We start from the raw sequence: 23,316 nt of genomic DNA on the forward strand, positions 1-23,316 counted from the left end.
CAACGAGCCTGCTGAGGAGAGCGGGAGGGGGAGCAGTTCGACTGTTTACACAGTCTTCGCTCGCACAAAAGTTTCGAAAGTAGGAAAGGCGGACATTCCGTAGACCGGTTCCGGACAACCTTGGCGGCCCGTCAGTGACCGAACGGAGCACGGACGGAGGCCGCGCGAAGCCGTGTGGTGACCGGCCGGTACGCGGTCAGGGGTCCGGTGGAGAAACTTCTTCCGACGACGGCGTGCGCCCGCGCACTCGAGCCCCCGCCGAGGACGCGACGGGGCTCGTGAATGTTTGGGGAATAAAGTTCCCGTCAGCTCGCCGGGCCCCGGCCGAAACCGTGACCCGCGTCGTCGCCCGGTGCCCTCGCCCTGTGCCCTCGCTCGGTGCCGTCGGCCCGCGTCGGCCCTGGTCGCCGACGCGAACCGCCGTCCGTGCTCGGGGTCAGCGCGCCGGCAGCGCCTGGGCCTGCGCGGGCACGGCCGGCTTGCCGACCTCGGAGGTGCAGAACGAGCACCGGGTCGCGGCGGCCGGGATGGAACTCAGGCACTCGGGGCAGTCCACCTTCGCGACCGGCTCGGGCTTGGCCGATTCGAAGCGCCGCTGGAGCTTGCCGACCGGCAGCACCACGACGAAGTAGATGACGGCGGCGGTCAGCACGAAGCCGATGAGCGCGTTGACGAAGACGCCGTACGGGAACCGGGTGCCGGCCACGTCGAAGGCCTTCTCGGTGAAGTCGCCGACGGCGCCGGAGGCGACACCGACCAGCGGGGTGAGGAAGGCGGTGACGAACCCGGTGACGACGGCGGTGAAGGCCGCGCCGATCACGATGCCGACCGCGAGGTCCACCACGTTTCCGCGCAGCAGGAAGCTGCGGAATCCCTTGAACACCGGGTGACTCCAAATCCGTACGGGGATGGGGGAGATGGGGCGGCACGGCGGGCGCCGCCCCGGCCGGACATCCTGCCGACCGGTCCGGTCCGAGGTCCAACCGCGTTCACCCGATCCGGGTAACCGCCCCGGGCCCCCGTGCGGGCCGCCCGGGCGCGGCGGGGACGCTCCGCGTACCGGCCTTTCGGCGTCGAACACCAGGCCCGGTACCACGGCCCAACTCATCCGTGCGACCCGGTATTTGACGTGGGCATGTGCCGACTCGGGGCGGCGGCTACCCGGCGCGACGAGGCGGGCCGGGGCGCGGCAGGGGGCGAGGCAGGGCGCGCGGTGGTCGCGACCGGCGCACGACGGAGGCCCCGTGGCGCACATCGGGTGTACAAGCACGGGCGGATGGGCCACCATCAGGTTGCGCGAAGGGGATGTACCGGGCGGAGCACTGTGCCAAGGTCGGTCCATGCCCGACCATTTGTCGGCCGATCCGGCCGGAAGCCGTCCGCGTGTCCTGCACCTGATCAGTGACTCACGCCGTGGCGGCGCACAGAACTTCGCCCGTGACCTCCACCGGGAACTGAACCGCCGAGGCCAGTCCTCCGCGCTGTGCGCCCTCGCCCCGCACCCGGCCGTCCAGCCCGGCCCCGTCGACGCGGGCCCGGATTCCGCAGGCCAGGGCCCTGCCGCCCTGGGGTCGGCCGACTGCTCGGACACCTCCGGTCTGCGCTCCGCCGCCGTGCTCGGCCGCGGCCGTCTGCGCCCGAGTACGCTCCGGGCGCTGCGATCCGCCGCCCGCGCCGCCGACGTGGTGCTCGCCCACGGCTCGGACACCCTGGCCGCCTGCGCCCTCGCCCTCGCCGGGACCGGAACGCCCTTCGTCTACGTCTCGGTCGGCCACCCCCGCTACTGGACCGCCAACCGGCTGCGCCGGGTGCGCGGCGGCGCGCTGATGCACCGCGCGGCCGCCGTCACCACGCTCACCGACGAGGCGCGCGCCGTCCTGGAGGAACAGTTCCGGCTGCCCGAGGGCAAGGTGCACGTCATCCCCAACTCCCGTGCCGCCGAGAGCTATCCGCCGGCCGACGGCCGGGACGACCGGCGGGCCGCGCGGCACGAGCTGGGCCTGCCGGCGGATGTCCTGCTGGTCGCCTGGATCGGGGCGATAGCTCCGGAGAAGCGGCTCGACCTCGCCCTCGACGTGCTCGACCGGCTGCCGGACGTCCGGCTCGCCATCGCCGGGGACGGCCCGCTGCGCGAGACACTGGCGCGCCACCCGGCCGCCGCCCGCGCCCACTTCCTCGGCCCGCTGCCCGACCCGGCCCCGCTCTACCGGGCCGCCGATGCGTTGCTGCTCACCAGCGACAGTGAGGGCGTTCCGGGCGCGCTGATCGAGGCGGCGCTAGCCGGGGTGCCCGCCGTGGCCACCGACGTCGGCTGGGTGCGCGAGGTGGTCCGGGACGGTGCCACCGGTGCGCTGGTCGCCCCCGGGGACCCGCTCGCCCTCGCCGAGGCGCTGGGCAAGGTGCTGGCGGTCAACCGGGCGGGCCTCGGTGCGGCGGCCCGGGCGCACGCGCTGGAGCACTTCGAGCTGGGCGCCGTGGTGGACGCCTGGCAGCGACTCGTCGCCGAGGTGTGGACGACGGGCGTCGAGGCCACCCACTGACCACAGCCGCTCCCCGGCGGCCGGTCCGCCCCGGTGCGCCCGGGGCCGTCCCGGATCGCTCCCGGCCGTCCGGAACCCCGGTTGCGCCCGTTCGGGCGAATCCGGCCCGCCGCGCCCCGGAGATCGGCCGGTAGCCGTCCGCCGTGCGCACACTGCCCGGTGTGAACTCGAAGCCGCTGCTGCGCTCCACAGTCCTGCTCGCCGTCGCCGCGGGGATCGCCGTTTCCCCCGTCCAGGCCGGCGCGATGACCCGCCAAGCCCCCGTCGAGGGCGTCCAGTTCGTCAAGCTCGACCATCCGCAACCGGTGCCCGAGAGCACCCGCACGGAGGCGGTCGAGTTCTTCTGGTACGACTGCGTCCACTCCCAGGCGCTCGAACGGCCCTTGCAGTCCTGGGCCGGGAGGCACCGCGCCGATGTGACGCTGCGCCGCATCCCGGCGATCTGGCCCGGCAGTCCGCAGGAGGACGTCCAGCGGAGCCACGCGCGCCTGTACTACGCGCTGGAGCGGCTCGGTCAGGTCGACCGCCTCCAGGCCGACGTCTTCCGTGCCGTGCGCAACGACCGGATCGACCTCACCACCGAGAAGGCCGCGACCGGTTGGGCCGTGCGCCACGGCATCGACGCCCGGCTCTTCGGCGAGACGTACCGCTCCGCCGCGGTGCGGCAGTCGGTCGACGAGGCGGCCGCCGCCTTCACGCGCTACGGCATCGAGGAACTGCCGACGGTCGTCGTCGAGGGCGAGTACCGCACCTCGCCGACCAAGGCCGGCGGGGTCGAGCAGATGCCCGGGGTGCTCGACTACCTGGTGCGGCAGGAGCAGGCGAAGGGCCACTGAAGCCGGCGCCCGTACGGTGCACTCGGGGGCGGCTCGCGCACGTGCGTCGCCTCCGAGGGGGGACTCTTCGGCACCGGGCGGCTTCGTCCCGGAGAAGAATCGAAGGAGAAGCCGCCCGAAGTAGGGCCGCCGGTCGACGACTTCCTCGCGCGTTGCCCGAAGTGGCCTGCCGCCCAGGGACGTTCAGTCGCGGCGCAACAGGTACGTGACGAAGCCGAGCGTCCCCCGGTAGCCGTGCAGCCATTCGGTGCGGTGCCGGTCCGCGGTCTCCCGGACGGCTGCCGCGTCCGGGTGGGCGGGGTGCTCCAGCGCCCACTCGGCCAGTGAGCCCGTCCAGCAGAACTCGTAGTCGTCCCACTCCTGTTCGGTGCTGACGTGGCCGAACACCGGTGTCCAGCCCACTGCGGCGACCCGGTCGGTGGTCGTCGCCAGGTCCGCGTAGTCGTCCCGGGCGGCGCCCAGTCCGTCCAGCGCCGCCCGGGACGGCTCGCGCTGCCAGAACCCCTCGCCGACCAGCAGCCGGCCGCCCGGCGCCAGGAGGTCGCCGGCCGCGGCGAGTGTCGGCAGCAGGCCGCCGAAGGCGTGGGTGGCACCGACGCACAGGACCAGGTCGAAGGGCTCCGTCGCGCTGAACTCCCGTGCGTCCACGTGGTGCAGGCCGATCCGGCGGACCACACCGAGCGCCGTCGCGCTCTCCCGGGCCCGGGTCAGCGCCGCCGCGTCCAGGTCCACGCCGACCGCCTGCCAGCCCGGGCGGGTGGCCAGCGCCCGGACCAGCCAGGCGCCCTCGCCGCAGCCGAGATCCACGACCCGGCCGCTCTCCTCCCCAGCCGTCGCGCAGTCCAGCAGGCGGGCCACCGACTCGTCGGCCAGCGGGGCCGCGACCGGGTGGTGGGCATGGGCGAGGCGCGAGATCTGCTGACGGTCCACCCGAGCAGTATGGATCCGGGCGGCGCGTCGCGGTGGGCATTTCCCGGGCCGGGGTCCAGCGGCTCTCAGGACGCGGCCCCCCGGGGGGCCGGGCCGGGAGCTCCCGGCCGCTCAGACCCGGGAGTAGGTCCGGCCCTTCCACGCGGCACCCCGGCCGCGCCAGTGCTGCACCGCCGAGTCCACCGTCATCAGCAGGTACAGCCCCGCCGTGAACGGCAGCAGCAGCACGGCCGGGGCCGGCTGCCCGTAGTACCGGACCATCGGCAGGTAGGTGCCCGCCATCAGCGCCCACGCCGCCCCGCCCGCGACCGCCACCGCGGGCGCCCCCGCCACCAGCCCGGCGACCGTCGCCACCGGCGGCACCAGGTACACCAGCGCCAGACCCACCACCGTCCCGAGCAGCAGCAGCGGCGAGTGCCTGAGCTGGGCGTACGCGCTGCGCGACACCATCCGCCACAGCTGCTCCAACCGTGGGTACGGGCGGACGCTGTCCACCTCCTCGGCGAGGCCCAGCCAGGTCCGGCCGCCCGTGGACTTCACCGCCCGGGCCAGCGACACGTCGTCGATCACGGCTCCGCGGATCGCGGCCACCCCGCCCGCCCGCTCCAGCGCGTCGCGTCGCACCAGCGAACACCCGCCGGCCGCGGCCGCCGTACGGGCACCGGGGCGGTTGCTCCGGCGGAACGGGTACAGCTGGGCGAAGAAGTACACGAAGGCCGGCACGATCAGCCGCTCCCAGCGGGTCCGCACCCGCAGCCGGGCCATCTGCGACACCAGGTCCAGCCCGTTGCTCTCGGCGGCGGCCACCAGCTCGGCCAGCGAGTCCGGGCCGTGAGCGATGTCGGCGTCCGTCAGCAGCAGGTACTCGGCATCCGGGCCGGCCAGCTCCACGCCGTGCCGCAGCGCCCACAGCTTGCCGGTCCAGCCCGGCGGCAGCGGGGGAGGAGTGGTGACGGTCAGCTCCAGCCCGTCGACCGTCCGCAGCTCCGCCGCCAACGCGCCGGTGCCGTCCGAGCTGTGGTCGTCCACCAGGATCACCCGGGCCCGTCCCGGGTACTTCTGGGCGAGCAGTGTCGGCAGGCTCACCGGGAGCACCGACGCCTCGTCCCGGGCCGGCACCACGATCGCCGCCTGCGGCCAGCGGACCGGCGGGCGGCGCGGTGGCAGCCGCACGTCGGTGCGCCAGAACAGGCCGTGGCAGCATGCCAGCCAGAGCCAGACGAGCAGGGACAGCGCGGCGGTCCACAGCAGGGCGGTCACCCCGGCAGTCTGCCGCAGAACCGGGCTCGGCGGGAGGATCGACTAAAGTCTTGACCTGTGAAGATCGCACTGATGGACTCCGGAATCGGTCTGCTGGCCGCCGCCGCCGCCCTTCGGAAGCTGCGCCCGGACGTGGATCTGGTGCTCTCTTCCAACCCGGCCTCGATGCCCTGGGGGCCGCGTACCCCCGAAGAAGTGACCGAACTGGCCCTCGGCTGCTGCCGGGCCGCCGCCGCGTTCGAACCGGACGCGCTGGTGATCGCCTGCAACACGGCCTCCGTCCACGCGCTGGCCACGCTGCGGGCCGAACTGGAGCCGGGGCTGCCCGTGATCGGTACCGTCCCGGCGATCAAGCCGGCCGCCGCGCAGGGCGGGCGGGTCGCCATCTGGGCCACTCCGGCCACCACCGGGAGCGCCTACCAGCGGGGGCTCATCCGTGACTTCGGCGGCTCGGCGGAAGTCACCGAGGTCGCCTGCCCTGGCCTCGCCGACGCGGTCGAACACGGCGACGACGAGGCCATCACGGCCGCCATCGCCGACGCCGCCTCCCGCACGCCGGCCGGTACGGACACCATCGTGCTGGGCTGCACCCACTACGAACTCGTCGACGACCGCATCCGCGCCGCCGTCGCCCCGACCGCGTCCCCGACGCTCACCCTGCGCGGCTCCGCCGACGCCGTCGCCGCCCAGGCCCTGCGCCGCGTCGCCGACCCCGGCCGAACGGGCAACGGCACCCTCACCGTCCTCCACGCCGGCGCCCCCGCCCAGCTCCCCGCGGCCGCCGCCCTCTACCCCCAGGGCAACACCCTGGCCACCCTCATCGGCTGACGCCCCTCCCGAAGCCGACACCGCGCAGGAAACGGGAAGTCGGCCCGCCCGACTTCCTGCGCTCGTACTTGGGAGACCGTTGCCGGGCGAAGGAGCGCCCCCAAGCCGCTCCAGCACAGGAAGTCGGCGCGCCCGACTTCTCGCGCGGCAGCCGCGCTACCGCCGCTGCCCCCGGGTGGCCTGGGCCGGCCAGCCCCATGGGCCTGGATTCACCCGCTGCCGGAAGCTCCTTGGCGCCGGTGCGCATGAGAAGTCGGCCGAGTCGACTTCTCATGCGCCAGCGGCCTGCGGCCGTGTGCCCCTGGTGCGCGGGAGTCCCGGTCGGGCCGTTCCGCTCGGGGGCAGTTGCACGGTTGCTGGCGCGCCCTGCTGCTCCGGCGCGTAGGAAGTCGGCCTGGTCGACTTCCTACGCGCCGCCGCGCGGTCTACTCGGCGCCTTGCTCGACCGGCAGGCGAATCTATGCGCGTAGACAAGGTCGCTCTCGTTTCGGCGTGCACGGAAAGTCGAGCGAGTGCCGTCCGGAAGGCCGCTGTGACCCCTGGGCTATCGCTCCCTATGCCTGCCCGGCGGCTCGGACGCGCAGGAAGTCGGCCTGGTCGACTTTTCGCGCGGTGACTCAGTCGGCCTGCTCGGCCACGTTCTCATCTATGCGCGTAGATCGCCACTGACTCGCACCCGCCGACGCGTCGTTCGGAAGGGGCTCGCCCGCATCCGGGGCCCGTGCGGCGGTCGTGCGGCCGGCTCCCGGGAGTGCGCTACTGACGGCCGCCCGGCGGCTCGTGTGCACGGAAAGTCGGCCCGGTCGACTTCTGGTGCGGTGGCCGTGCTGGCGGCGCCGGCCCTCGATGTGGGGGAGGTTGATCAAGGTGGATTCTGTGGAGTGGTGGGGCGTGCTACCCGCGTAGAATCGACCGAACTTCCATGGACCCACCCACTTGCGCGGGAAGTCGGTGGAGCCGACTTCCCGCGCAACCGGGGCGCGGCCCCTACGCGACGGCCTGGCGGCGCCAGCGGCGGTAGGCGGGTTCGAGGCCCGAGAGGATGGTGTCGAAGCGGCGGCTGCTGGTGGTGGAGTCGACCTGGAGGCGGCTGATCTGGAGGGGATGGGAGGGGAGCCGGGGGCCCAGGCGGTGGTCGGAGAGGAAACCGAGGCGGTACCCGAGCTCCTGGAGGACGGCTTCGGCGCGGACGTCGTGGCCGCCGTCCGGATACGCGAAGGCGATCGGGGGTTCACCCAGCCAGCGGGTGAGGGCCTCGTGGGCGCCGGTGATCTCGGCACGCACGGTCTCGTCGTCACAGCGCCCGAGGCACGGATGCCCCTGGGTGTGGTTGCCGATGGCGACTCCCCCGTCCCGCAGGGCGAGCAGGTCGGCCGGGGTGAGCTGTTCCTGGCGGGGCGGCCTGCGGTCGGCGCTGACCCGCAGCTCGTGCAGGCTGCGCCGGCGGTCCGGGTCCGGCATGGCCTTGAGCCGGCGGAGCAGCTGGGACGGGTGCCCGCAGTCGAGCGAGCGGGCCCGCCCCCCGTGACGGGCGAGGAAGTCGGCCTCGTGCCACCAGAACGGCCGCTCGGTGCCGATGAGCTCCGAGATGACGAACGCGGTGGCCGGAATGCCCCGGGCGTCGAGCGCCGGCAGGGCGTGGGTCAGCACGCTCCGGTCGGCGTCGTCGAAGGTGACCAGGACGCTCCGGGGCGGCAGCGGCCGCCGCTCGGCCACGGCCTGGAGGACCGCGTCGAGCGAGACGGGCGTGGCGAGCCGTTGGAGCCGGTCGAGTTGGGCGCCGAAGGAGCGGTGGTCGGTCACCCCGTGGTACGCGAGCACGGCGAGCCGCTGGGCCGCCCGGGCCCGGAACAGCGGCTGGACGGGGGCGAACCGCAGCCATTCGCCCCGAGCGTCCTGCTGTTCCGTTTCGACGGCTGCCCGGTGACGGCCCCCGCCGTACCAGTGCAGGCCGTCCCGGTGTCCGCCGGGCGGGCCGTCGGCCGGCCGGCCGATGCCGTGCAGGCGGTCGACGAGCCGGCCGACGTCCTGCCCGCCCGCCGGCCATCCGGCGGGCGGCGTCAGCGCGCGCATGCCGGGCATCGGCCGCGCGCGGGCCTTGGAGATGGATGTACTGGACTGGGATTGCGGCACGGTTCCCCCTCGTTCGCCGAGCGGCGTGGCGGTACCGCCGGAGGACGGAGCCCGGCCTCCGACTCCAGGGGCGGCGGCTCCGCCCCTGGATATTCCTGTTCTCGGTGGGGGGTTCACACCCGTCCCTCGAACGGCTCCTGGATCACTCAATGCCATTGAGACCGTTGCACTCAGTGGATGGTTGTACCGGGGGGACGAGGATTTTTCGTGGACCGATTGTGGAGCCGGAATGGTCGTGCGGAGGCGCCGGGCACACTTCGGTCCGGCCCGGCGAACCCTCTGACCAGCTCGGACCGCCCGATCGCACGGAGTGTTCGAACCTTCACTCCCTGCGGGCTGCCGCCCCGGTCGCGCCGGGGTACCTTGGGCTCATGGCAGATGCGGACCGTGACCCCTTTCACCTCCACGGGGCCTCCCGGATGGCTCGCGCGTGCAGCGGCGGGGCCTTGGTCACCCACCAGCTCCCGTTGACCGTGGTGGGCCTGGCCTGCCTGGCGCTCGGCATCGTCGTGGCCGTGTTCGTACCCGACAGTGACGGTCCGGCCTGGGCGATGGCGGTGGCCGGCTGTCTGGCCGCCGGTGTGCTGCTGCTCGGCCGGATCGCCTTCGGCGTGTTCCGCGACCGGCGCCGCGCCGCGCTCTGACGGCAACGGCCTCCGGCCGCGCTCGGAGCCCGTCCTCGGGCCCCGCGTCAGGAGCGCATCCGGCCCGGCCCGGCCGGCCGTACGGAACGCGGGTGGTGGACCGTGGGGACGCGGCCCCGGCCGGACACCCGCCCGCGCCCCGTGCGTCGATCGTCTTCGGCATTTCGAAACGGCCATTCGAGCGAAATTGGTCAGATCGACTGAATATCGCCTAGTCCGACAATCGCACACTCGCTTCTTTCACCATTCCGGGACGAGGGCTTCATCCCACCTCTACTGTGAATGCGTTCTTCCGGCTCGAATCGCCACGGAGGGGGAGCGATGGGCGGCAGACCGGATCCTGCCGCGGCCGCCTCATGAGACGCGGTGGCGACCTCGCCGTCGCCGCCCTGGCCGCGATCGTCGCGCTGCCGCTGGCCCTGCTGATCGCGCTCCTGCTCCGCTGCACCACTGGAGGACCGGTCCTCCAGCGGCTGCCCCGGACCGGCCGCCACGGCCGCGAGTTCCAGATCCTCCGCTTCCGGACCGGCCCCGACGGCCGGTTGGCCGCCGTACTGCGGCGCACCGGCCTGGACGAGCTACCGCGGCTGTGGAACGTCGCCCGCGGCGACATGGGGGTGATCGGGCCCCGGCCGGCCAGCCCCGACCAGGTGGTGCGCTACTCCCTCCGCGAGCGCGGTCGGCTCGCGGTACGGCCGGGCCTCACCGGCTGGGCCCAGCTGCACGCCCTGATCCGCGGCCGGAACCCCCGCCCGCTCAGCCGTCCCGAGTGGGCCGAGCTCGACCTCTGGTACGTCGAGCACCGTTCGCTCCGGCTCGACCTGCGCATCCTCGGTCTCACCGTCCTCGCCGCACTGCCCGGCCCCGACGTCGTCCGGGCGCGGCGAGGGGGCCCGCAACCGCCCCGATAGGCTGCGGCCCATGGCCATTCCCCCCTTCCTCGCCGAACTCCGCGCCGTCGTGGGCACCCGTCCGCTCTGGCTGAGCGCCGTCGTCGCCGTCGTCCTGGACGACCGCGGACGGGTGCTGCTCGCCCGGCGGGCCGACGACGGCCGGTGGGCGCCGGTCGGCGGCATTCTCGACCCCGGTGAGCAGCCCGCCGACGGCGTGGTGCGCGAGTGCGAGGAGGAGACCGGTGTGGTGGTCGTGCCCGAGCTGCTCGCCTCCGTCACGGTCTCGCCTCAGGTCGCCTACCCGAACGGGGACGTGACGCAGTACCTGGTGCTGACCTTCCGCTGCCGCGCGGTCGGCGGCGAGGCCCGGGTGAACGACGACGAGTCGCTGGAGGTCGGCTGGTTCGGGTTGGACGAGCTGCCGCCGATGATCGACACCGAGCTCGAACGGCTGCGCCACGCACTGGAGTGCGAGGGCCCGGCGGTGTTCACCTGGGAGGGCGAGGAGCGCCGCTGAGCCCGCCCGGCGCACCCACCGCGTCGCACGCGCCTTCCGGGGCCCGCCCACCGCGCCGCACGCCCCCCTTCCCGGCCGGCCACGCCCGCCGGATCAGCCCTTGTCCTGCCGGTAGGCCTCCTCCGCCGCGTCCAGCACCGCCGCCAGGTCGCCGCCCGCCGTGGCGGTCGCGGCGGCGGCCACCGCCCCCTCCACGAACGGGGCGTTGGCGAACCGGACCGGGAACGGCAGACCGTGCTCGTCCGCGTCGGCCAGCAGCGCCCGGACGGTGGCGACCGCCCCGCCCAGGTCGGCGAGCAGCACCACGCCGTGGCCCTGGTCCACCCGGCGGGTCGCGGCGGCCACCAGGACGGCGCTGATGCCGGGGCCGTCCGGCGGGTCGCCGCCGGTCGCCGCGACCGGCGCGGGGGAGTCGGATCCGGTCAACGCGAGCGCGAGCGAGCGCACGGCGGTGGCCAGTTCCCGGCTGTGCGAGACCAGGACGATCCCGACCCGTCCGTGCGCGGTGGGCCGAGCGGCTGCCGGCCGGGGCAGCGGGGCGGGCGGGGGAGGCGTACGGGGCGCCGGGGGGTGGGCCGAGGGGGCGTCGGAGATGGGGATGACATCGGCGCGGGTGCCGTCCCGGCGGCTCATCGGCTGCTCCCTTGAGCGGATCGGCGACATGGGTTCGGTTGGATCGGGGTCGGTGGAGCGGATCGACGGCGGATCGGGTGGATCGGGTGGGCGAAGCGGCCGAGCGGCCAGGCGGACGGCGGAGCGGTCGGGCAGCGGGGACCGGGCACCTCGTTCGCGGAGGAGTGGCGGAGCGGCGGGCCGGCGGGCCGGCAGACCGGGCGGAGCGGGCCCGGCAGAGGCTCCGGGCGCCCTGGCAGCACTCTGGCAGCTGGTCGCCGCCCCCGCCGCTCGGGACACGCCTCAACCCTTCCTCGGGAGGTCTCCGTCCCCGGCCGGAGGAGTCCTCGTCAACCCGCTGACCGGGCCCGGGCGGTGTGACTAGGCTGGCCCCGATACACCGTCGGGAGGAGATCGTTCAGTGGGATCCAACAGCGGGACGGACACGGAGGCCGCGCCGCAGCCGGAGCTGGGGCGCAACGGCAAGCCCAAGGTGGACTTCACCGGGGCGGAGTGGCTGTGCAGCAGCCAGGGCGTGGGGGACGTGCAGATCGCCTTCGTGGACGGCTACATCGGGATGCGGGACGGCCGTCAGGAGGACGGTCCGATCCTGGTCTTCACCCCGGCCGAGTGGCGGGCTTTCGTGCTCGGCGCCCGGGACGGCGAGTTCGACCTCACCTGAGGTCCGCCAGGGGCTCTCGCCGGGCCCCTCGTCGCGGAAGCGGGTCCCGGACGGAGGGGGCCCGCTTCCGCGGCCCGTCTTTCGGGTCCGAACATCACAACTGATGATCTATTGAGCGTGCCACGTCAGAATTTCTGTTGACTGTTAGACAAACGCAGCTCAGAGTATGAGCACGGGCAGACGCCGTGCCCACCGCCCCCACGCGGCCAGACACGGCGCCTGCTGTGCGGCCCGGCAAGCTGCCAGGCCATCCTCCCAGTCATCCCCTGCGCACCGGGGTGCGTCGGCCGGTCCCGGCCCCCACAAGGGGCCGGCAGTCGCCGGGAGGGTGGTGCCGAAGCCGAGAGCGACTCGGCAGTGGCACCCAACGCTCGGGACCCGCACGCCCCCACGCGGCGGCGTCCCGAGCAGATCCACGGGAGCGACGGGCCGGGGCCCCGCGGATCTGGCTTGTGATGCATGGAACTGTTGGCTTGTGTTTGTGCTGTGTGCGACGACGAAGCTGGGTGCTCGGCAGTTCGGCACGACAAGTGCACAGTGAGGGAAACGCGTGTAGGGCCGCGTTTGCGACATGCCGTCCCCCCGGAGGGTGAAACCCAGAACGGCTGTCGTGCAGAACCGAACGTAGCCCGGACGGTTGCTCAGAGTCAACATTGGTCTCTGAGCGTCGATCTCCCGACCGCCCCCCGGCGGTGCCCCACCCACCTCGCGAGCGCGGTGTGCCGGGCACGTACGATGGTCCCATGTCTTTTCTCCGCCGTCGCTCCGGACAGCCCGCCGGCCCGGACTTCGACGTGCTCGCGATGGACCCGGGCGACTGGCCCGGCGACTTCGGTGCGGCCATGATGACCGGCCCGGACGGCTCCTGCCAGGGCATTTTCCTGCGCTACGACCTGTTCGGCGGCAGAGGCCCGGCGATGTTCATCGGCAACCTCCCCGAGGGTTCGCCCGCCCGGGAGACCGGCGACGAGGTGCCCTTCGAGGTGCGGCAGCTGCTCGCGGCGCTGGAGAACGACGAGCCGGTCGACTTCGTCTCGGCCGAGGACTTCCCGGTGATGCTCGGGGACGACCTGCTGATCGTGAAGAAGGTCAAGGTCAGCGAGGAACGCGTGTTCTGCGCCCAGTTCGGCCGCAGCGACGGCGTGCTGGTCACCATCGCGTCCTGGGACCGAGCGATTTCGGACGACCTGTACCAGCTGCTCAAGCCGCTCCCGGCGGACATGTTCCAGCAGGGCTGATTCCGGCCGGTTGGACCGGCCCTGCCCGGACCGGCGGGGCCGCCCTGCCCGGGGTTCGGGCACTGCTTGACGGTATCGATCAACGGTTCGTACAGTCGCGGACATGCCGTGCCGTCTTCCGCTGCTGACCCGTCGCAGGCATCTGGACCTGCGGCGCACCGCCAGCGCGGTGTGTCCGGGCCGCTGAGGGGGCATCCGTCCCCCCGGCGGCGGGTGTTCGGCCGGATCCGGTCGGCACCGACACGAGGGGGCGGGCCGTGAGCCGACCTCCGGGGCCGCCACTCGGTACCGCGCGCCCGTACGGCGTGCCGCCCGCATCCGTCGAGCCCACGCTGCTGCCGCCCGGAGGCACCGCATCATGACGACCCGCGCCGCCAATCGTTCGACCGTCGACCGTCCGTCCGAGGACCTCTCGGTCGACGGCCGCCCCGCCGGGGACCGCTCCGCCGGGAGCGCCTCCCCCAAGAAGGCCTCCACCGGGCGCCGTTCCCGGGCCGTTCCGCCGCAGGCGAGTTCCGGCCATCCCGAATCCGACGGCCCGGCGCCCGCCGACTCCGCCGGCCCGGTCGGCTCCGCGGGGCCCGACCGCGCCGCGATCGGGGCCGCGCTGGCCGGGCTGCCCCGGGTGGTCGACCTGCTGGCCGCCCGCGCCGAGGAGCACGACCGCGACGCGACCTTCCCGTACCAGGGGATCGAGGCCGTCCACGAGGCCGGACTGCTCACCCTCACCGTCTCCGAGCGGTACGGCGGCCCGGGCGGAACGCTCGCCGACACCGTCCGGGTGCTGTCCCAACTCGGCCGGGGGGACGCCTCGGTGGCCGTGGTCACCGCCTTCACCCTGCTCCGGCACGCCGAGCAGGCCCGCCGCGCCGACTGGCCGACGGCCGGCTACCGGCGGCTGCTCACCGAGTCCCGGCGCGGCCCGGCACTGGTCAACACCCTGCGGGCGGAGCCAGGCGCCGGGGCGGGCGAGCTGCCCGGGACGGTGGCCCGACGGGACGGCGACAGCTGGCTGTTGACGGGCCGGAAGACGTACTGCACCGGGGCCGAGGCGCTCGCCTGGATGGCGGTGACCGCCCGGACCGACGAGGAGGAGCCCCGGGTCGGCACCTTCCTGGTCCGCGGCGAGAGCGAGGGCCTGGAGATCGACCCGACCTGGGACCAGCTCGGACTGCGGGCCAGCGCCAGCCACGACGTCGTGCTGGACCGGGTCCGGGTGCCGGCCGACCTCGCGCTCGGCCTGGCGCCCGCCGACCGGACGGGCGGTCAGGCCGCCGACACGGCCGCCGAACTCTCCCTCGCCTGGCACGATCTGGCCCTGTCCGCGGTGGCGATCGGCGTCGCCCGGGCCGCCGAGGCCTGGCTGATCCGCTTCCTCAACCAGCGCACCCCGGCCAACCTGACCGAGCCGCTCGGCACCCTGCCCCGCTACCGGACCGCCCTCGGCGAGATCGAGGCCCAGTTGATCGGCGCCGAGGAACTGGTCGAGGGGCTGGCCCCCCGGGTGGACCGGGGGGAGCCGGAGGCCGTCGCCCGGACCGGTCCGGCCCACCTGCTGGCCACCCGGGCCGCGACGGCGGTGGTCCAGCAGGCCGTCGCCCTCACCGGCAACCCGGGTCTGAGCCGACGGCACCCGCTGGAGCGCTACCTGCGGGACGTGCTCAGCAGCCGGGTGCACCTGGCCCCCGAGGAGACCGTGCTGGAGGCCGTCGGCCGGGCCGCCCTGGGGCGGGGCGCCCGGCCGTAGGACCGCGCGACCGCCGGCCCGCCGTCGGCCCGGCCGACCGTCCGTCAGCGCGTCCCGACCGCGGCGCGGACGGCCCGGCGGGCGAGCGCCGCGTCGTCGTAGAGCCGGCGGATCATGATCCGCTGCTCCTCGCCGGCGCCCGGTACGTCGTACAGCCGGATCTCGCGCATCAGCACCAGCACCAGGTTCACCAGGAAGGCGTCCCGGGCCAGGGTGCCGCCGCTCTGGGCGAGTTGGCTGATCTGGCGGCGCGCCGCGGTGTCCCCGGACAGGACGCTCCAGAGCACCGCCAGGTCGTACCCGGGCAGGTACCAGCCGGCCTGCTCCCAGTCCACCAGCACCGGGCCGGACGGCGCCAGCAGCATGTTGCTGAGCAGGGCGTCGCCGTGGCAGAGCTGGAGCGGGATGCTGCCGAGGCCGTGCAGCAGACCGCGCAGGTCGCCGGCGTCCCGGTCGGTGAGCTGGCCCACCGAGTGGTAGCGGGCGATCTCCAACTGGTAGTCCAGGCGCTGCCGGAAGACGTCGGTCGGCGGACGCCACAGGTTCAGCGTGCGGACCGCGGTGAGCAGCGCCCGCACCTCGCCCGGGGTGGGCGCGTTGACCGGGTGGCGCTCACGGGCGGCCGGGCGCCCGGGGACGCGCTCCATGACCAGCACGCACCGGTCGTGGTCGGCCGCGACGAGCCGGGGCAGCCGCACCGGCGGGCGGTGCCGGACGAACGCCCGGTAGACCGCCACCTCGTGGTGGAAGTCGGCCACCAGCTGCTCGAAGTACTCACTCCGCGCCGCCTGCGGTGCCAGGCACTTGGCGACCACCGGAGCCCGTCCGATGGTGCCCGCCACCAGGATGTGGCGGCTGCCCTCGCGCAGGACCTGGCGCGGGGTGAACGCGGGACATATCCGCGAGACGCCGGCGAGCGCGGCCCGGACCGCCGGGGTCTGGAGCGCGGAGGGATCGATCCGCTCCGGGCCGCCGGGCTGGCCGGGCCTCCGGGCCCGCAGCACCTGGCCGTCGGCCTGCCGGGCCAGCGGCATCCGGCCGGGGCCGCCCGGCATCCCCGCCACGGGGGCGCGCAGTCCCAGCGCGGTACGACCGGTCGGGCCCAGCGCGGTCCGGCCGGTCGGGACGACCCGGGTGTCCGTGGCCCGGCCCTCGGCGCCGCGCGGGGCCGCCGGCCGTACCGCCGGGGGCACCGGCTTGGGGCCCGGCCGGCCGGTGGCTGCGGTGGGGGGGCGCAGCGCGGGGCGGCTCGCGGTGGGCGTGGGGGTCGTCGCTGAGGAGTACATGGGTTGAGGGTGGTCCCTTCCGGTCCGTCGGCGGGTGCTGCCCCGCGGGGGCGGGGGAGGGCCGGTGCCGGGTGCTTCCTGGCGTGACGGCGGCCCTGCGGGTGGTGCGGTACGGCTCGTGGTGCGACGGGTGGTGCGCGGGCGCCGGGCACGGACGCGGGGCCGGAACCCCTGTTCGACGGCGATCCGGCCGTCCGCACCCTGGGGAGTGCGGTCGGCCGGACTGCCGTGGCCGTGCCCGGCGCCCCCGCGCCACCCGGCCGCGCCACCCCCTCGGGTGAGGACCGGGAGCGCCCCGTGCCACTGTCGGGGGACAGCCCCGACGCTGGTGGGACGCCGCCCGACCCGGGGGGCGAGGTGGCGCACTCCTACAACACACCCGTCGGGCACTGGCTTAGTAGTCTGGCGGGCCCTGGCGAACGGTGGCGAATGCTCGCCCGGCGGTCGCCGGAGCCTCTAGCCTCGGATCAGCCGAGGAACCTGGGGGCTTCGTTGAGCAGGGAACCCAACACCCGACTGGCCGACCTGTTCGTCCTGACCGGATGGTCGAAGGGCGAGCTGGCGCGGCTGGTCAACCGTCGGGGTGCCGCGCTGGGGCAGCAGCAGCTGTCCACCGACACGTCGAGGGTACGGCGTTGGATCGAGCAGGGGGAGATCCCGCGCGATCCGGTGCCGAGGGTGCTGGCGGCCGTGTTCACGGAGCGGCTCGGCCGTGTCGTCACCACTGAGGACCTCGGTCTGGAACGACACCGGCCCACCAGGTCCGGAGCGGACGCGTCCGCGGCAGTGCCATGGTCGCCGGATCGAACAGCCGCGGTTCTCACCGAGTTCACGGGAATGGACCTCATGCTGAACCGACGTGGATTGGTGGGCGCCGGAGCCGCGCTCACGGCCGGGGCGGTCATCGCCGACTCGCTGAAGGGCTGGCTGGGCGGTGACGCGGTCGCGTACGCGGCCTCCGTCCCGGGGCCGCGACAGGTGGTCGCCGGGAGCGGGCTGCACCCGGCGGTGGACGTGTACGACGCGGGCCCGGTCGGGTCCGACGAGGTGGAGTCGCTGGAGCACTCGGTGGAGGTGTTCAGGGCCTGGGACGCGGCCCGCGGCGGGGGCCTGCAGCGTAAGGCGGTGGTCGGTCAACTGAACGAGGTGGGCGGCCTGTTGACGCACCGCCACGCGCCCGGCGTGGAGCAGCGGCTGTGGCTGGTCGCGGCGAACCTGGCGGTGCTGGCGGGCTGGATGTCGCACGACGTGGGCCTGGAGCCCACCGCCCAGAAGTACTTCATGATTGCGGCCGACGCGGCCAGGGAGGCGGGCGACAGACCTCGGGCCGGCGAGGCGATCTCCCGGGCGGCGCGGCAGATGGTGCACCTGGGCCGGGCCGACGACGCGCTCGACCTGATGGCGGCGGCCAAGGCGGCCGGGGGACGGCCGCTGCCCAGAACGCGCGCCATGCTCAACACCGTCGAGGCGTGGGCGCACGCCTCGGTCGGGCACTCCGAGGACACCTACCGGCTGCTCGGGGAGGCGGAGGACCTGTTCGCCGAGGAGTCGCCGGAGCCGCCGCCGTCCTGGATGCAGGTGTTCGACGAGGCCGAACTGCGCGGCATGCAGGCCCTGGTGCTGCGCACGCTGGCCGAGCACGACCCGCGGGCGGCCGCCCGGTCCCGTGGGCACGCGGAGCGGGTGATCACCCTGCGGGAGGGCACCGGGCAGCTGCGCTCCGCGCTGTTCGACCGGATCACCCTGGCCTCGGTGCACCTGATGACCGGGGAACCGGACGCGGCGCGGTTCCAGGCGAAGATGGTGATGAACCTGATCGGCCAGAACTCCTCGCACCGGACCTGGGACCGGCTGCGGGAGATGTACCGCCTGACCGCGCAGTACCGGGGGCTGCCGGCGGTGGACGAACTGCGGGAGGAACTGGGCCTGGCGCTGCGGGCGGCGGACGCCAAGAACCGGCCGCGGCTGTCCTGACCCGGGGTCGCGGCCGGTGGGGTTTTCCGGGCGGCGGGCTCGGCGGGCCGCCGGATCGCCGGGTTGACGGGCCTACGGCTGCCGGGTCGCCGGGTCGGCGCTCAGGCCGGCGGCGCAGGGCGCAGCCGCATGCGCAGCGCGGTGACGGTGCCGTCCGGGCCGAGGACGGGTTCGCCCGCGCAGTCCACGCCGTCGTGCCGCCCGTCGGGCCGGCGGACCCGTAGGACGTCGGCGGCGGGGCGGCCGTGCGCCAGGGCGTCGGTCATCATCCGCCGCAGCAGCGGCCGGTCCGCCTCGGGGATGCGGTCGGGCAGCCGGTCGAGGCTGAGCGGTCCGTGGCGCGGGTCGCACCCGAGGAGGAGGTAGACCTCGGGGCTCCAGTGGACGCCGTCGGTCAGCAGGTCCCATTCGGCCGAGCCGGTCAGGCCGTCGTCCGTCCCCTGGTGGCCGCCGCCCTCGTCGAGGTAGCGGCCGGACGGTTCCTGCGCGGTGCCGTCCACTCTGCCGTCCGTTCCGCCGTCGGCGTCGCCCGCGCCCTCGCCGCCCGCACCGCCGGGAGCGCCACCGCTCGTGGCGGCTCCCACGCGGCTCCCGCCCGTCGCGGCGCCGTCCACGACGGCTTGCGGCGGGCGGGTGGCGTCTACGGGCATGGTCATGGCGGGCCCATCGCTCGGGTACGGCCCGCCGTCTGCGGGTCGTTCGGACAGTGAGGAAACTGTCGCACAGCGTCGTCACCCCTGCGGGGGATTTGGACAGAACGCAGGCAAAGTTCCCCTGGCATATGCCACTGTGGCCGGACCCTTCGACGCCCTGTGGGCGGACGGGGTCCCGAAGCGGTAACCTTCGGTGATTCCGGCGCCCGGGCGCCCACCGCAGTACCGACCAGAGACCCCGGCGACGGAAATCCCGTTGCCACTACGACCGCCGCAACGGATGCTGACCTCATGTTCGAGCCAGTGATAGCACCCAGTGCCAGCCTCCTAGGCCTCCTTCAGCGAGGCCGGGGTGACGGGCAGCTCCATGCGCTGGCCGCCGACCGTGCCGAGGCGATCGCCGCGCTGGAGGAGTGCGTCACCAGGGACCCCAGGTCCGACTGGCAGATCGAGAGTCGCTCCCTCTACTACGCGCGCATCTACATGGAGCTGGAAGCCCCCCTCGACGGCATCGAGGACCACCTCCACTCCGCCGAGGACCTGGTCACCGACGACGAGAGCCGCACCGGCCTCGCCCTTTCCGTCCTGGGCCACCTCGCCGCGTACGGCCGGCGCGACGCGCTGCTGATGCTGCGCGAGTACGCCGCCACCGGCGCCAACTGGTCCTGGGCCCTGGACGAGCTCGCCCTGCGCGACGACGACCGCGGGCTGCTGCTGCTCGGCACCGCGGTGCTGGACCGCTTCCCGCCGGGCCCCGAGGGCGACGCGGAGCTGCGCGAGGTCATCCGCAACGCGTACGAGCCCAGGCCCTGGCGGCTGTGGGCCGCCTACCACCCCAGAGTGGCCGCGGCCAGCGAGCAGTCACCCTTCGACCTGTGGCAACGCCAGGTCAACCGCAGCGGTGTCACCCCCGGCTGGTCCACCGGCGACGTGCTGGCCTGGGCCGACCAGGGCGAGCTCGGCGGCCACGGCGTCGGCGCCTTCCTCGGCCGGCCGGACGCCCGCCCGGAGCCCTCCCGCGACTGCGGATCCGGCCCCGACGCGGTGGACCGCCGGGCGGCCGCGGCCGCCCGCTGCCTGACCGCCGTGGTCCGGCCGGAGGACCGCCCGCTGCTGCTGGAGGCGGCACGCGGCGGCCTGCCCGGCGCCCGCAGGGCCGCTCTGCGCTACCTGGTCGACCAGCGCGACCCGGCCGCCATCGAGCTGATCGAGGCCGCCGCCGCGGACGTGGACGACCGGATGGTCCGGTCCGCCCTGGAACTGCTCGGCCGGATGCGCGGCCCCGAGGTGCTGGCACACGCCCGCCGCTGGGCCGACCCGGCCACCGGCGCCGCCGACAGCGCGCTCGGCGAGGCCGCCGTCCGGCTGCTCGCCGACGCCGGGGAGCCGGCCGACGCTCCGCTGGTGGTGGCCGGGCTGCGCCGCTGGGTCTCCGTGCGCGGGGTCAGCGGTGCGGGGCTCGGTCCGCTGGTGGACGGTGCGGGGCGGCTGGCCGCCGCCGACGCCGTACCGGTCCTGCGCCACATCTACGGTGAGGCCGCCTGTTCCGAGCTGCGCGGACGCGCCGCCCGGGCGCTCGCCGTGACCGACGTGCACTTTCCCGAGGGGCCCGCCGTCGAGTGCCTCTGGGACTGCGAGGAGTCCACGCGTGAGCTCGCCGCGCGCCACGTCGCCACCACGGGCGACGCGCGTGTGCTGGAGCGGTTGCGCAGGCTCGCCGCCGACCCGGCCGAGGAGGCCGAGGTCCATGCCGCCGTACGCGGCCGGTTGACCGCCGCCCGGGAGATCGGGCGCTAGGTCCACGACGCTCGGCCGCGACGTCCAGTGGGCCGGGACACCGTGTCGGTGTCCCGGCCCACTCGTCTTGCCGCCGATCGTCGTACGGATTGCCGTGGATCGTCGTGCGGAGGTCAGGCTCGAAGTGGAACGTGGTTCTACTTCACTGCGCCCGCGTCCGGAGCCAGGACGCCACCGACGACCAGTCCGATGATCAGAACGCCGAGCAGCACCCGGTAGACCACGAACGGCAGGAAGCTGTTGTTCGAGATGTACTTCAGGAACCAGGCGATCGCCGCGTAGCCCACCACGAAGGCGATCACGGTGGCCATGATCGTCGGCCCCCAGGCCGGCGCCGGGCCCTCGCCGATCTTGAACAGCTCCAGCGCCCCCGAGGCGAGCACCGCCGGGATGGCCAGCAGGAACGAGTAGCGGGCCGCCGCCTCCCGGCTGTAGCCGAGCAGCAGGCCCGCGCTGATCGTGCCGCCCGAGCGGGACACGCCGGGGATCAGCGCCAGGGCCTGGGCGAAGCCGTAGACGCCCGCGTGCGGCAGCGTGAGGTCGGTGATCGGACGGGCGTGGCGGACGGCCCGGGTGCGATCGGCGAAGGCCAGGATCAGGCCGAAGACGATCAGGGTGGTGCCGATGATCCGCAGGTCGCGCAGGTGGGTCTCGATGGTGTCCTGGAACAGCTTGCCCAGGATGCCGATCGGCAGGGTGCCGATGATCACGAACCAGCCCATCTGCGCGTCCGGGTCCGAGCGCAGGGCCGGCCGGAAGAGGGACAGCGCCCAGGTCCTGACGATCGAGACGATGTCCCGGCGGAAGTAGATCAGCACCGCCGTCTCGGTGCCGAGCTGGGTGACGGCCGTGAAGGCCGCGCCCGGGTCGTCCCAGCCCAGCAGGGCGGAGAAGACCCGCAGGTGGGCGCTGGAGGAGATCGGCAGGAACTCGGTGAGCCCCTGGATCAGGCCGAGGACGGCCCCGTGGAACCAGTTGATCACCGGGCACCCGCCGGCGATATCCGTCGGGTGGGGGGCAGGGGCGGCATGGGCGGGTCCTTGCGGGTCGGAAGGGCGTGCGGAACCACCGCGGCCCCGCCCGGCCCGCGGGCCGCGCGCGAGCCCGGCGCGCGGCTGATGGTACGGGGTGAAGGTGACGGTTCTTTGTTCACCCTTTGTCCGGCCTTTGCGCACAGGGCCCCTGCCAGTCCGACACCGGCCTGGGGCCGGCCCCGCCGCCTCTCCGGGACCGACTCAGTCGCCGTTCCCGGAGAGGCGGTTCCGGAGCGCCGGTCCTGGCGTGCCGGTCCTAGAGCACCGGCCGGGCCCGGACCCAGGTGCGGTCGGCGGTCAGGTAGCGCTCGACCGCCAGATCGGCCTCCGCGAGCGCCCGCTCGAACGCCTCGGTGCTGAGCGGGCGGGACAGGAAGGTCTGGGTCCACGTGCCGTCCGGGAAGACGTACTCGCAGTGGACGGAGTTGACGCCGTCACCGACCGGGGTGGCCGAGACCAGCCGGGACCACGCGCCCGGGCCGATCGACCTCTCCCGGGGGACGTCGCGGTGCCAGTTCTCGCCCTCGCGCTGCACCAGCACGCAGCCGTCATCGCTGACGTGCCGACGGCAGGTGTCCAGCAGGCCCTGGCGGACGGCCGGATCGCCGGCGTGCACCAGGAAGGAGGCGAGCATGACGACGTCGAACCGCTCGCCGAGGTCCAGCTCCTCGATCGGGCTGCGCACCGTGCGGACGCCGGCGCGGACGCGGGCCAGCATCTCGGCGGACTCGTCCACGGCCGTCACGGTGAAGCCGCGGTCGGTCAGCGGGTGTGTCATCCGGCCGACGCCGCAGCCGAGTTCGAGGATGCGCGCGCCGGGTGGCACCGCGGCCTCGATCACGTCCGGGGCGTCGCCCACCGGAAGGCGGCTCCACACCTCGACGGCGCAGCCGTCCGGGGTGATCGCGCCCTCGCCCGTTCCGTCGTAACCATCGCGTCGTTCGGCTGTCATGCCGTTCATCCGAACACGGACGAGTGCGCGGGGGAAGAGGGCGGCCCCGAAGTGCCGAATCCCGTCGCCGGGGTGCCGGGGGTCCTGGGTGTCGGCGTCTCGGGGTATCCGGGTGCCGGCGCGCCGGGGAGAGTGCGGGGCGGGCGCGGGGGCGGGCCTACCGAGGGTCGTCCTCCAGGTCGGACAGGGTCGTGTGCAGCCAGGCGAGTTCGGCCTCGGTGGTGGCGCGGGCGACCAGCAGCAGGCCGCGCCGGAACGGGTCGGCGAACTCCTCGGCGCCGACCGGGCGGTCGCCCTCGTAGAAGAAGCTGGCCGGTTCGGCGAGGAAGGCCAGCCGGCGGCGGAGCACGGCGGCCTGGGCGGCGGGATCGGCGAGGTGCCGCAGGAAGGCGAGCAGGGTGAACCAGCGGTTCTCGTCGCTGACGTCGAGCGGTTCGGGCTCGCGCAGCCGGTCGATCAGGGCGGCGCGGCCGGCCTCGGTGAGGTGGAGGGTGTGCCGGGGCGCCGCGGCACTGCCCGGCTCGGTCTCGCGGCGCAGCAGGCCGTCCGCCTCCAGGCGCTTGATCGCGGGGTAGAGCGTGCCGTCGCTGATCGGGCGGACGTGGCCGGTGAGGGCGGCGAGGTGGCGGCGCAGTTCGTAGCCGTGCAGGGGCCGGTCGTACAGGAACCCGAGGATGGCGAGCTTCAGCATGGGGCCACTCTCTCAGATTCCCCTCGGCTCGGGTGTATGTCGTTTCCGCGATACATCGAATGCGAGGTA

At 74.3% G+C, this 23,316-nt stretch carries 22 protein-coding genes; 12 read left to right on the forward strand and 10 right to left on the reverse strand.

The genetic code is table 11. The features are described 5' to 3' along the window. Window positions 1-436: 436 nt before the first annotated feature. Complete coding sequence (gene mscL, locus ACZ55U_RS23180; protein WP_465528477.1) at window positions 437-883, reverse strand: large conductance mechanosensitive channel protein MscL; 447 nt, start codon at window positions 881-883, stop codon at window positions 437-439. 457 nt (window positions 884-1,340) lie between these two features. Between mscL and ACZ55U_RS23185 the strand changes: the two genes are divergently transcribed. Both ACZ55U_RS23185 and ACZ55U_RS23190 read left to right on the forward strand, forming a co-directional pair. Then, window positions 1,341-2,540 (forward strand): glycosyltransferase family 4 protein, encoded by a 1,200-nt coding sequence (locus ACZ55U_RS23185; RefSeq protein WP_465528479.1) that lies wholly within the window; start codon window positions 1,341-1,343, stop codon window positions 2,538-2,540. Window positions 2,541-2,701: 161 nt separating this feature from the next. Then, window positions 2,702-3,376, forward strand: a complete 675-nt coding sequence (locus ACZ55U_RS23190) for a thiol:disulfide interchange protein DsbA/DsbL (RefSeq protein WP_465528481.1) — start codon at window positions 2,702-2,704, stop codon at window positions 3,374-3,376. Between the two features lie 183 nt (window positions 3,377-3,559). Here ACZ55U_RS23190 and ACZ55U_RS23195 read toward each other — a convergent pair whose 3' ends face one another. After that, window positions 3,560-4,306, reverse strand: a complete 747-nt coding sequence (locus ACZ55U_RS23195) for an SAM-dependent methyltransferase (protein WP_465528483.1) — start codon at window positions 4,304-4,306, stop codon at window positions 3,560-3,562. A 111-nt stretch (window positions 4,307-4,417) separates the two neighbouring features. Then, window positions 4,418-5,566 carry a glycosyltransferase gene (locus tag ACZ55U_RS23200; RefSeq protein ID WP_465528485.1) on the reverse strand — a complete coding sequence of 383 codons (1,149 nt, stop codon included), beginning with the start codon at window positions 5,564-5,566 and terminating at the stop codon, window positions 4,418-4,420. Between the two features lie 57 nt (window positions 5,567-5,623). Between ACZ55U_RS23200 and ACZ55U_RS23205 the strand changes: the two genes are divergently transcribed. Next, the gene (locus tag ACZ55U_RS23205) at window positions 5,624-6,394 is read left to right on the forward strand and encodes a glutamate racemase (RefSeq protein ID WP_465528487.1); all 771 of its coding nucleotides are present in this window, start codon (window positions 5,624-5,626) and stop codon (window positions 6,392-6,394) included. 987 nt (window positions 6,395-7,381) lie between these two features. Here ACZ55U_RS23205 and ACZ55U_RS23210 read toward each other — a convergent pair. Further along, the gene (locus ACZ55U_RS23210; protein ID WP_465528489.1) at window positions 7,382-8,527 is read right to left on the reverse strand and encodes a polysaccharide deacetylase family protein; all 1,146 of its coding nucleotides are present in this window, start codon (window positions 8,525-8,527) and stop codon (window positions 7,382-7,384) included. Between the two features lie 371 nt (window positions 8,528-8,898). On the opposite strand from ACZ55U_RS23210, the gene ACZ55U_RS23215 reads away from it, so the two are divergent. The 3 genes from ACZ55U_RS23215 (at window position 8,899) to ACZ55U_RS23225 (ending at window position 10,581) form a co-directional block, all read left to right on the forward strand. After that, entirely contained in the window at window positions 8,899-9,171 is a 273-nt protein-coding gene (locus ACZ55U_RS23215) for a hypothetical protein (RefSeq protein WP_355260827.1), read from the forward strand. 356 nt (window positions 9,172-9,527) lie between these two features. Beyond that, a complete protein-coding gene (locus ACZ55U_RS23220) occupies window positions 9,528-10,082 on the forward strand; it encodes a sugar transferase (protein ID WP_465528491.1) in 555 nt (184 codons plus the stop codon). Window positions 10,083-10,092: 10 nt separating this feature from the next. Further along, the gene (locus ACZ55U_RS23225; RefSeq protein ID WP_465528493.1) at window positions 10,093-10,581 is read left to right on the forward strand and encodes an NUDIX hydrolase; all 489 of its coding nucleotides are present in this window, start codon (window positions 10,093-10,095) and stop codon (window positions 10,579-10,581) included. A 93-nt stretch (window positions 10,582-10,674) separates the two neighbouring features. Here the strand turns inward: ACZ55U_RS23225 and ACZ55U_RS23230 are convergent, their stop codons facing one another. Continuing rightward, the gene (locus ACZ55U_RS23230; RefSeq protein WP_465528495.1) at window positions 10,675-11,214 is read right to left on the reverse strand and encodes a PTS-dependent dihydroxyacetone kinase phosphotransferase subunit DhaM; all 540 of its coding nucleotides are present in this window, start codon (window positions 11,212-11,214) and stop codon (window positions 10,675-10,677) included. A 448-nt stretch (window positions 11,215-11,662) separates the two neighbouring features. On the opposite strand from ACZ55U_RS23230, the gene ACZ55U_RS23235 reads away from it, so the two are divergent. From ACZ55U_RS23235 to ACZ55U_RS23250, 4 genes are all read left to right on the forward strand, one after another. Next, a complete protein-coding gene (locus ACZ55U_RS23235) occupies window positions 11,663-11,875 on the forward strand; it encodes a DUF397 domain-containing protein (RefSeq protein ID WP_465528559.1) in 213 nt (70 codons plus the stop codon). Between the two features lie 743 nt (window positions 11,876-12,618). Next, entirely contained in the window at window positions 12,619-13,113 is a 495-nt protein-coding gene (locus ACZ55U_RS23240) for a hypothetical protein (protein ID WP_465528497.1), read from the forward strand. A 103-nt stretch (window positions 13,114-13,216) separates the two neighbouring features. After that, entirely contained in the window at window positions 13,217-13,300 is an 84-nt protein-coding gene (locus tag ACZ55U_RS23245) for a putative leader peptide (protein WP_355211871.1), read from the forward strand. Between the two features lie 171 nt (window positions 13,301-13,471). After that, window positions 13,472-14,860 carry an acyl-CoA dehydrogenase family protein gene (locus ACZ55U_RS23250; protein ID WP_465528499.1) on the forward strand — a complete coding sequence of 463 codons (1,389 nt, stop codon included), beginning with the start codon at window positions 13,472-13,474 and terminating at the stop codon, window positions 14,858-14,860. A 44-nt stretch (window positions 14,861-14,904) separates the two neighbouring features. Here the strand turns inward: ACZ55U_RS23250 and ACZ55U_RS23255 are convergent, their stop codons facing one another. Then, window positions 14,905-15,915, reverse strand: a complete 1,011-nt coding sequence (locus tag ACZ55U_RS23255) for an aminoglycoside phosphotransferase family protein (RefSeq protein WP_465528561.1) — start codon at window positions 15,913-15,915, stop codon at window positions 14,905-14,907. Window positions 15,916-16,638: 723 nt separating this feature from the next. Here ACZ55U_RS23255 and ACZ55U_RS23260 point away from each other — a divergent pair. Then, the gene (locus tag ACZ55U_RS23260) at window positions 16,639-18,120 is read left to right on the forward strand and encodes a DNA-binding protein NsdB (RefSeq protein WP_465528501.1); all 1,482 of its coding nucleotides are present in this window, start codon (window positions 16,639-16,641) and stop codon (window positions 18,118-18,120) included. A 101-nt stretch (window positions 18,121-18,221) separates the two neighbouring features. On the opposite strand, the gene ACZ55U_RS23265 is transcribed toward ACZ55U_RS23260, so the two are convergent. Further along, window positions 18,222-18,776, reverse strand: a complete 555-nt coding sequence (locus ACZ55U_RS23265) for a PAS domain-containing protein (protein ID WP_465528503.1) — start codon at window positions 18,774-18,776, stop codon at window positions 18,222-18,224. A gap of 288 nt (window positions 18,777-19,064) precedes the next feature. Here ACZ55U_RS23265 and ACZ55U_RS23270 point away from each other — a divergent pair, with 288 nt between their 5' ends. After that, on the forward strand, window positions 19,065-20,570 hold the full coding sequence (locus ACZ55U_RS23270; protein ID WP_465528505.1) for a HEAT repeat domain-containing protein: 1,506 nt from the start codon (window positions 19,065-19,067) through the stop codon (window positions 20,568-20,570). A 137-nt stretch (window positions 20,571-20,707) separates the two neighbouring features. Here the strand turns inward: ACZ55U_RS23270 and ACZ55U_RS23275 are convergent, their stop codons facing one another. The 3 genes from ACZ55U_RS23275 to ACZ55U_RS23285 all read right to left on the reverse strand — a co-directional run bounded on the left by ACZ55U_RS23275 (window position 20,708) and on the right by ACZ55U_RS23285 (window position 23,247). Next, window positions 20,708-21,550 (reverse strand): undecaprenyl-diphosphate phosphatase, encoded by an 843-nt coding sequence (locus tag ACZ55U_RS23275; RefSeq protein ID WP_465528563.1) that lies wholly within the window; start codon window positions 21,548-21,550, stop codon window positions 20,708-20,710. Window positions 21,551-21,860: 310 nt separating this feature from the next. After that, window positions 21,861-22,556 (reverse strand): class I SAM-dependent methyltransferase, encoded by a 696-nt coding sequence (locus ACZ55U_RS23280; RefSeq protein ID WP_465528507.1) that lies wholly within the window; start codon window positions 22,554-22,556, stop codon window positions 21,861-21,863. 157 nt (window positions 22,557-22,713) lie between these two features. After that, window positions 22,714-23,247 (reverse strand): PadR family transcriptional regulator, encoded by a 534-nt coding sequence (locus ACZ55U_RS23285; RefSeq protein WP_465528509.1) that lies wholly within the window; start codon window positions 23,245-23,247, stop codon window positions 22,714-22,716. Between the last annotated feature and the right edge of the window lie 69 nt (window positions 23,248-23,316).

The organism is Kitasatospora sp. NPDC034533, assembly GCF_055575155.1.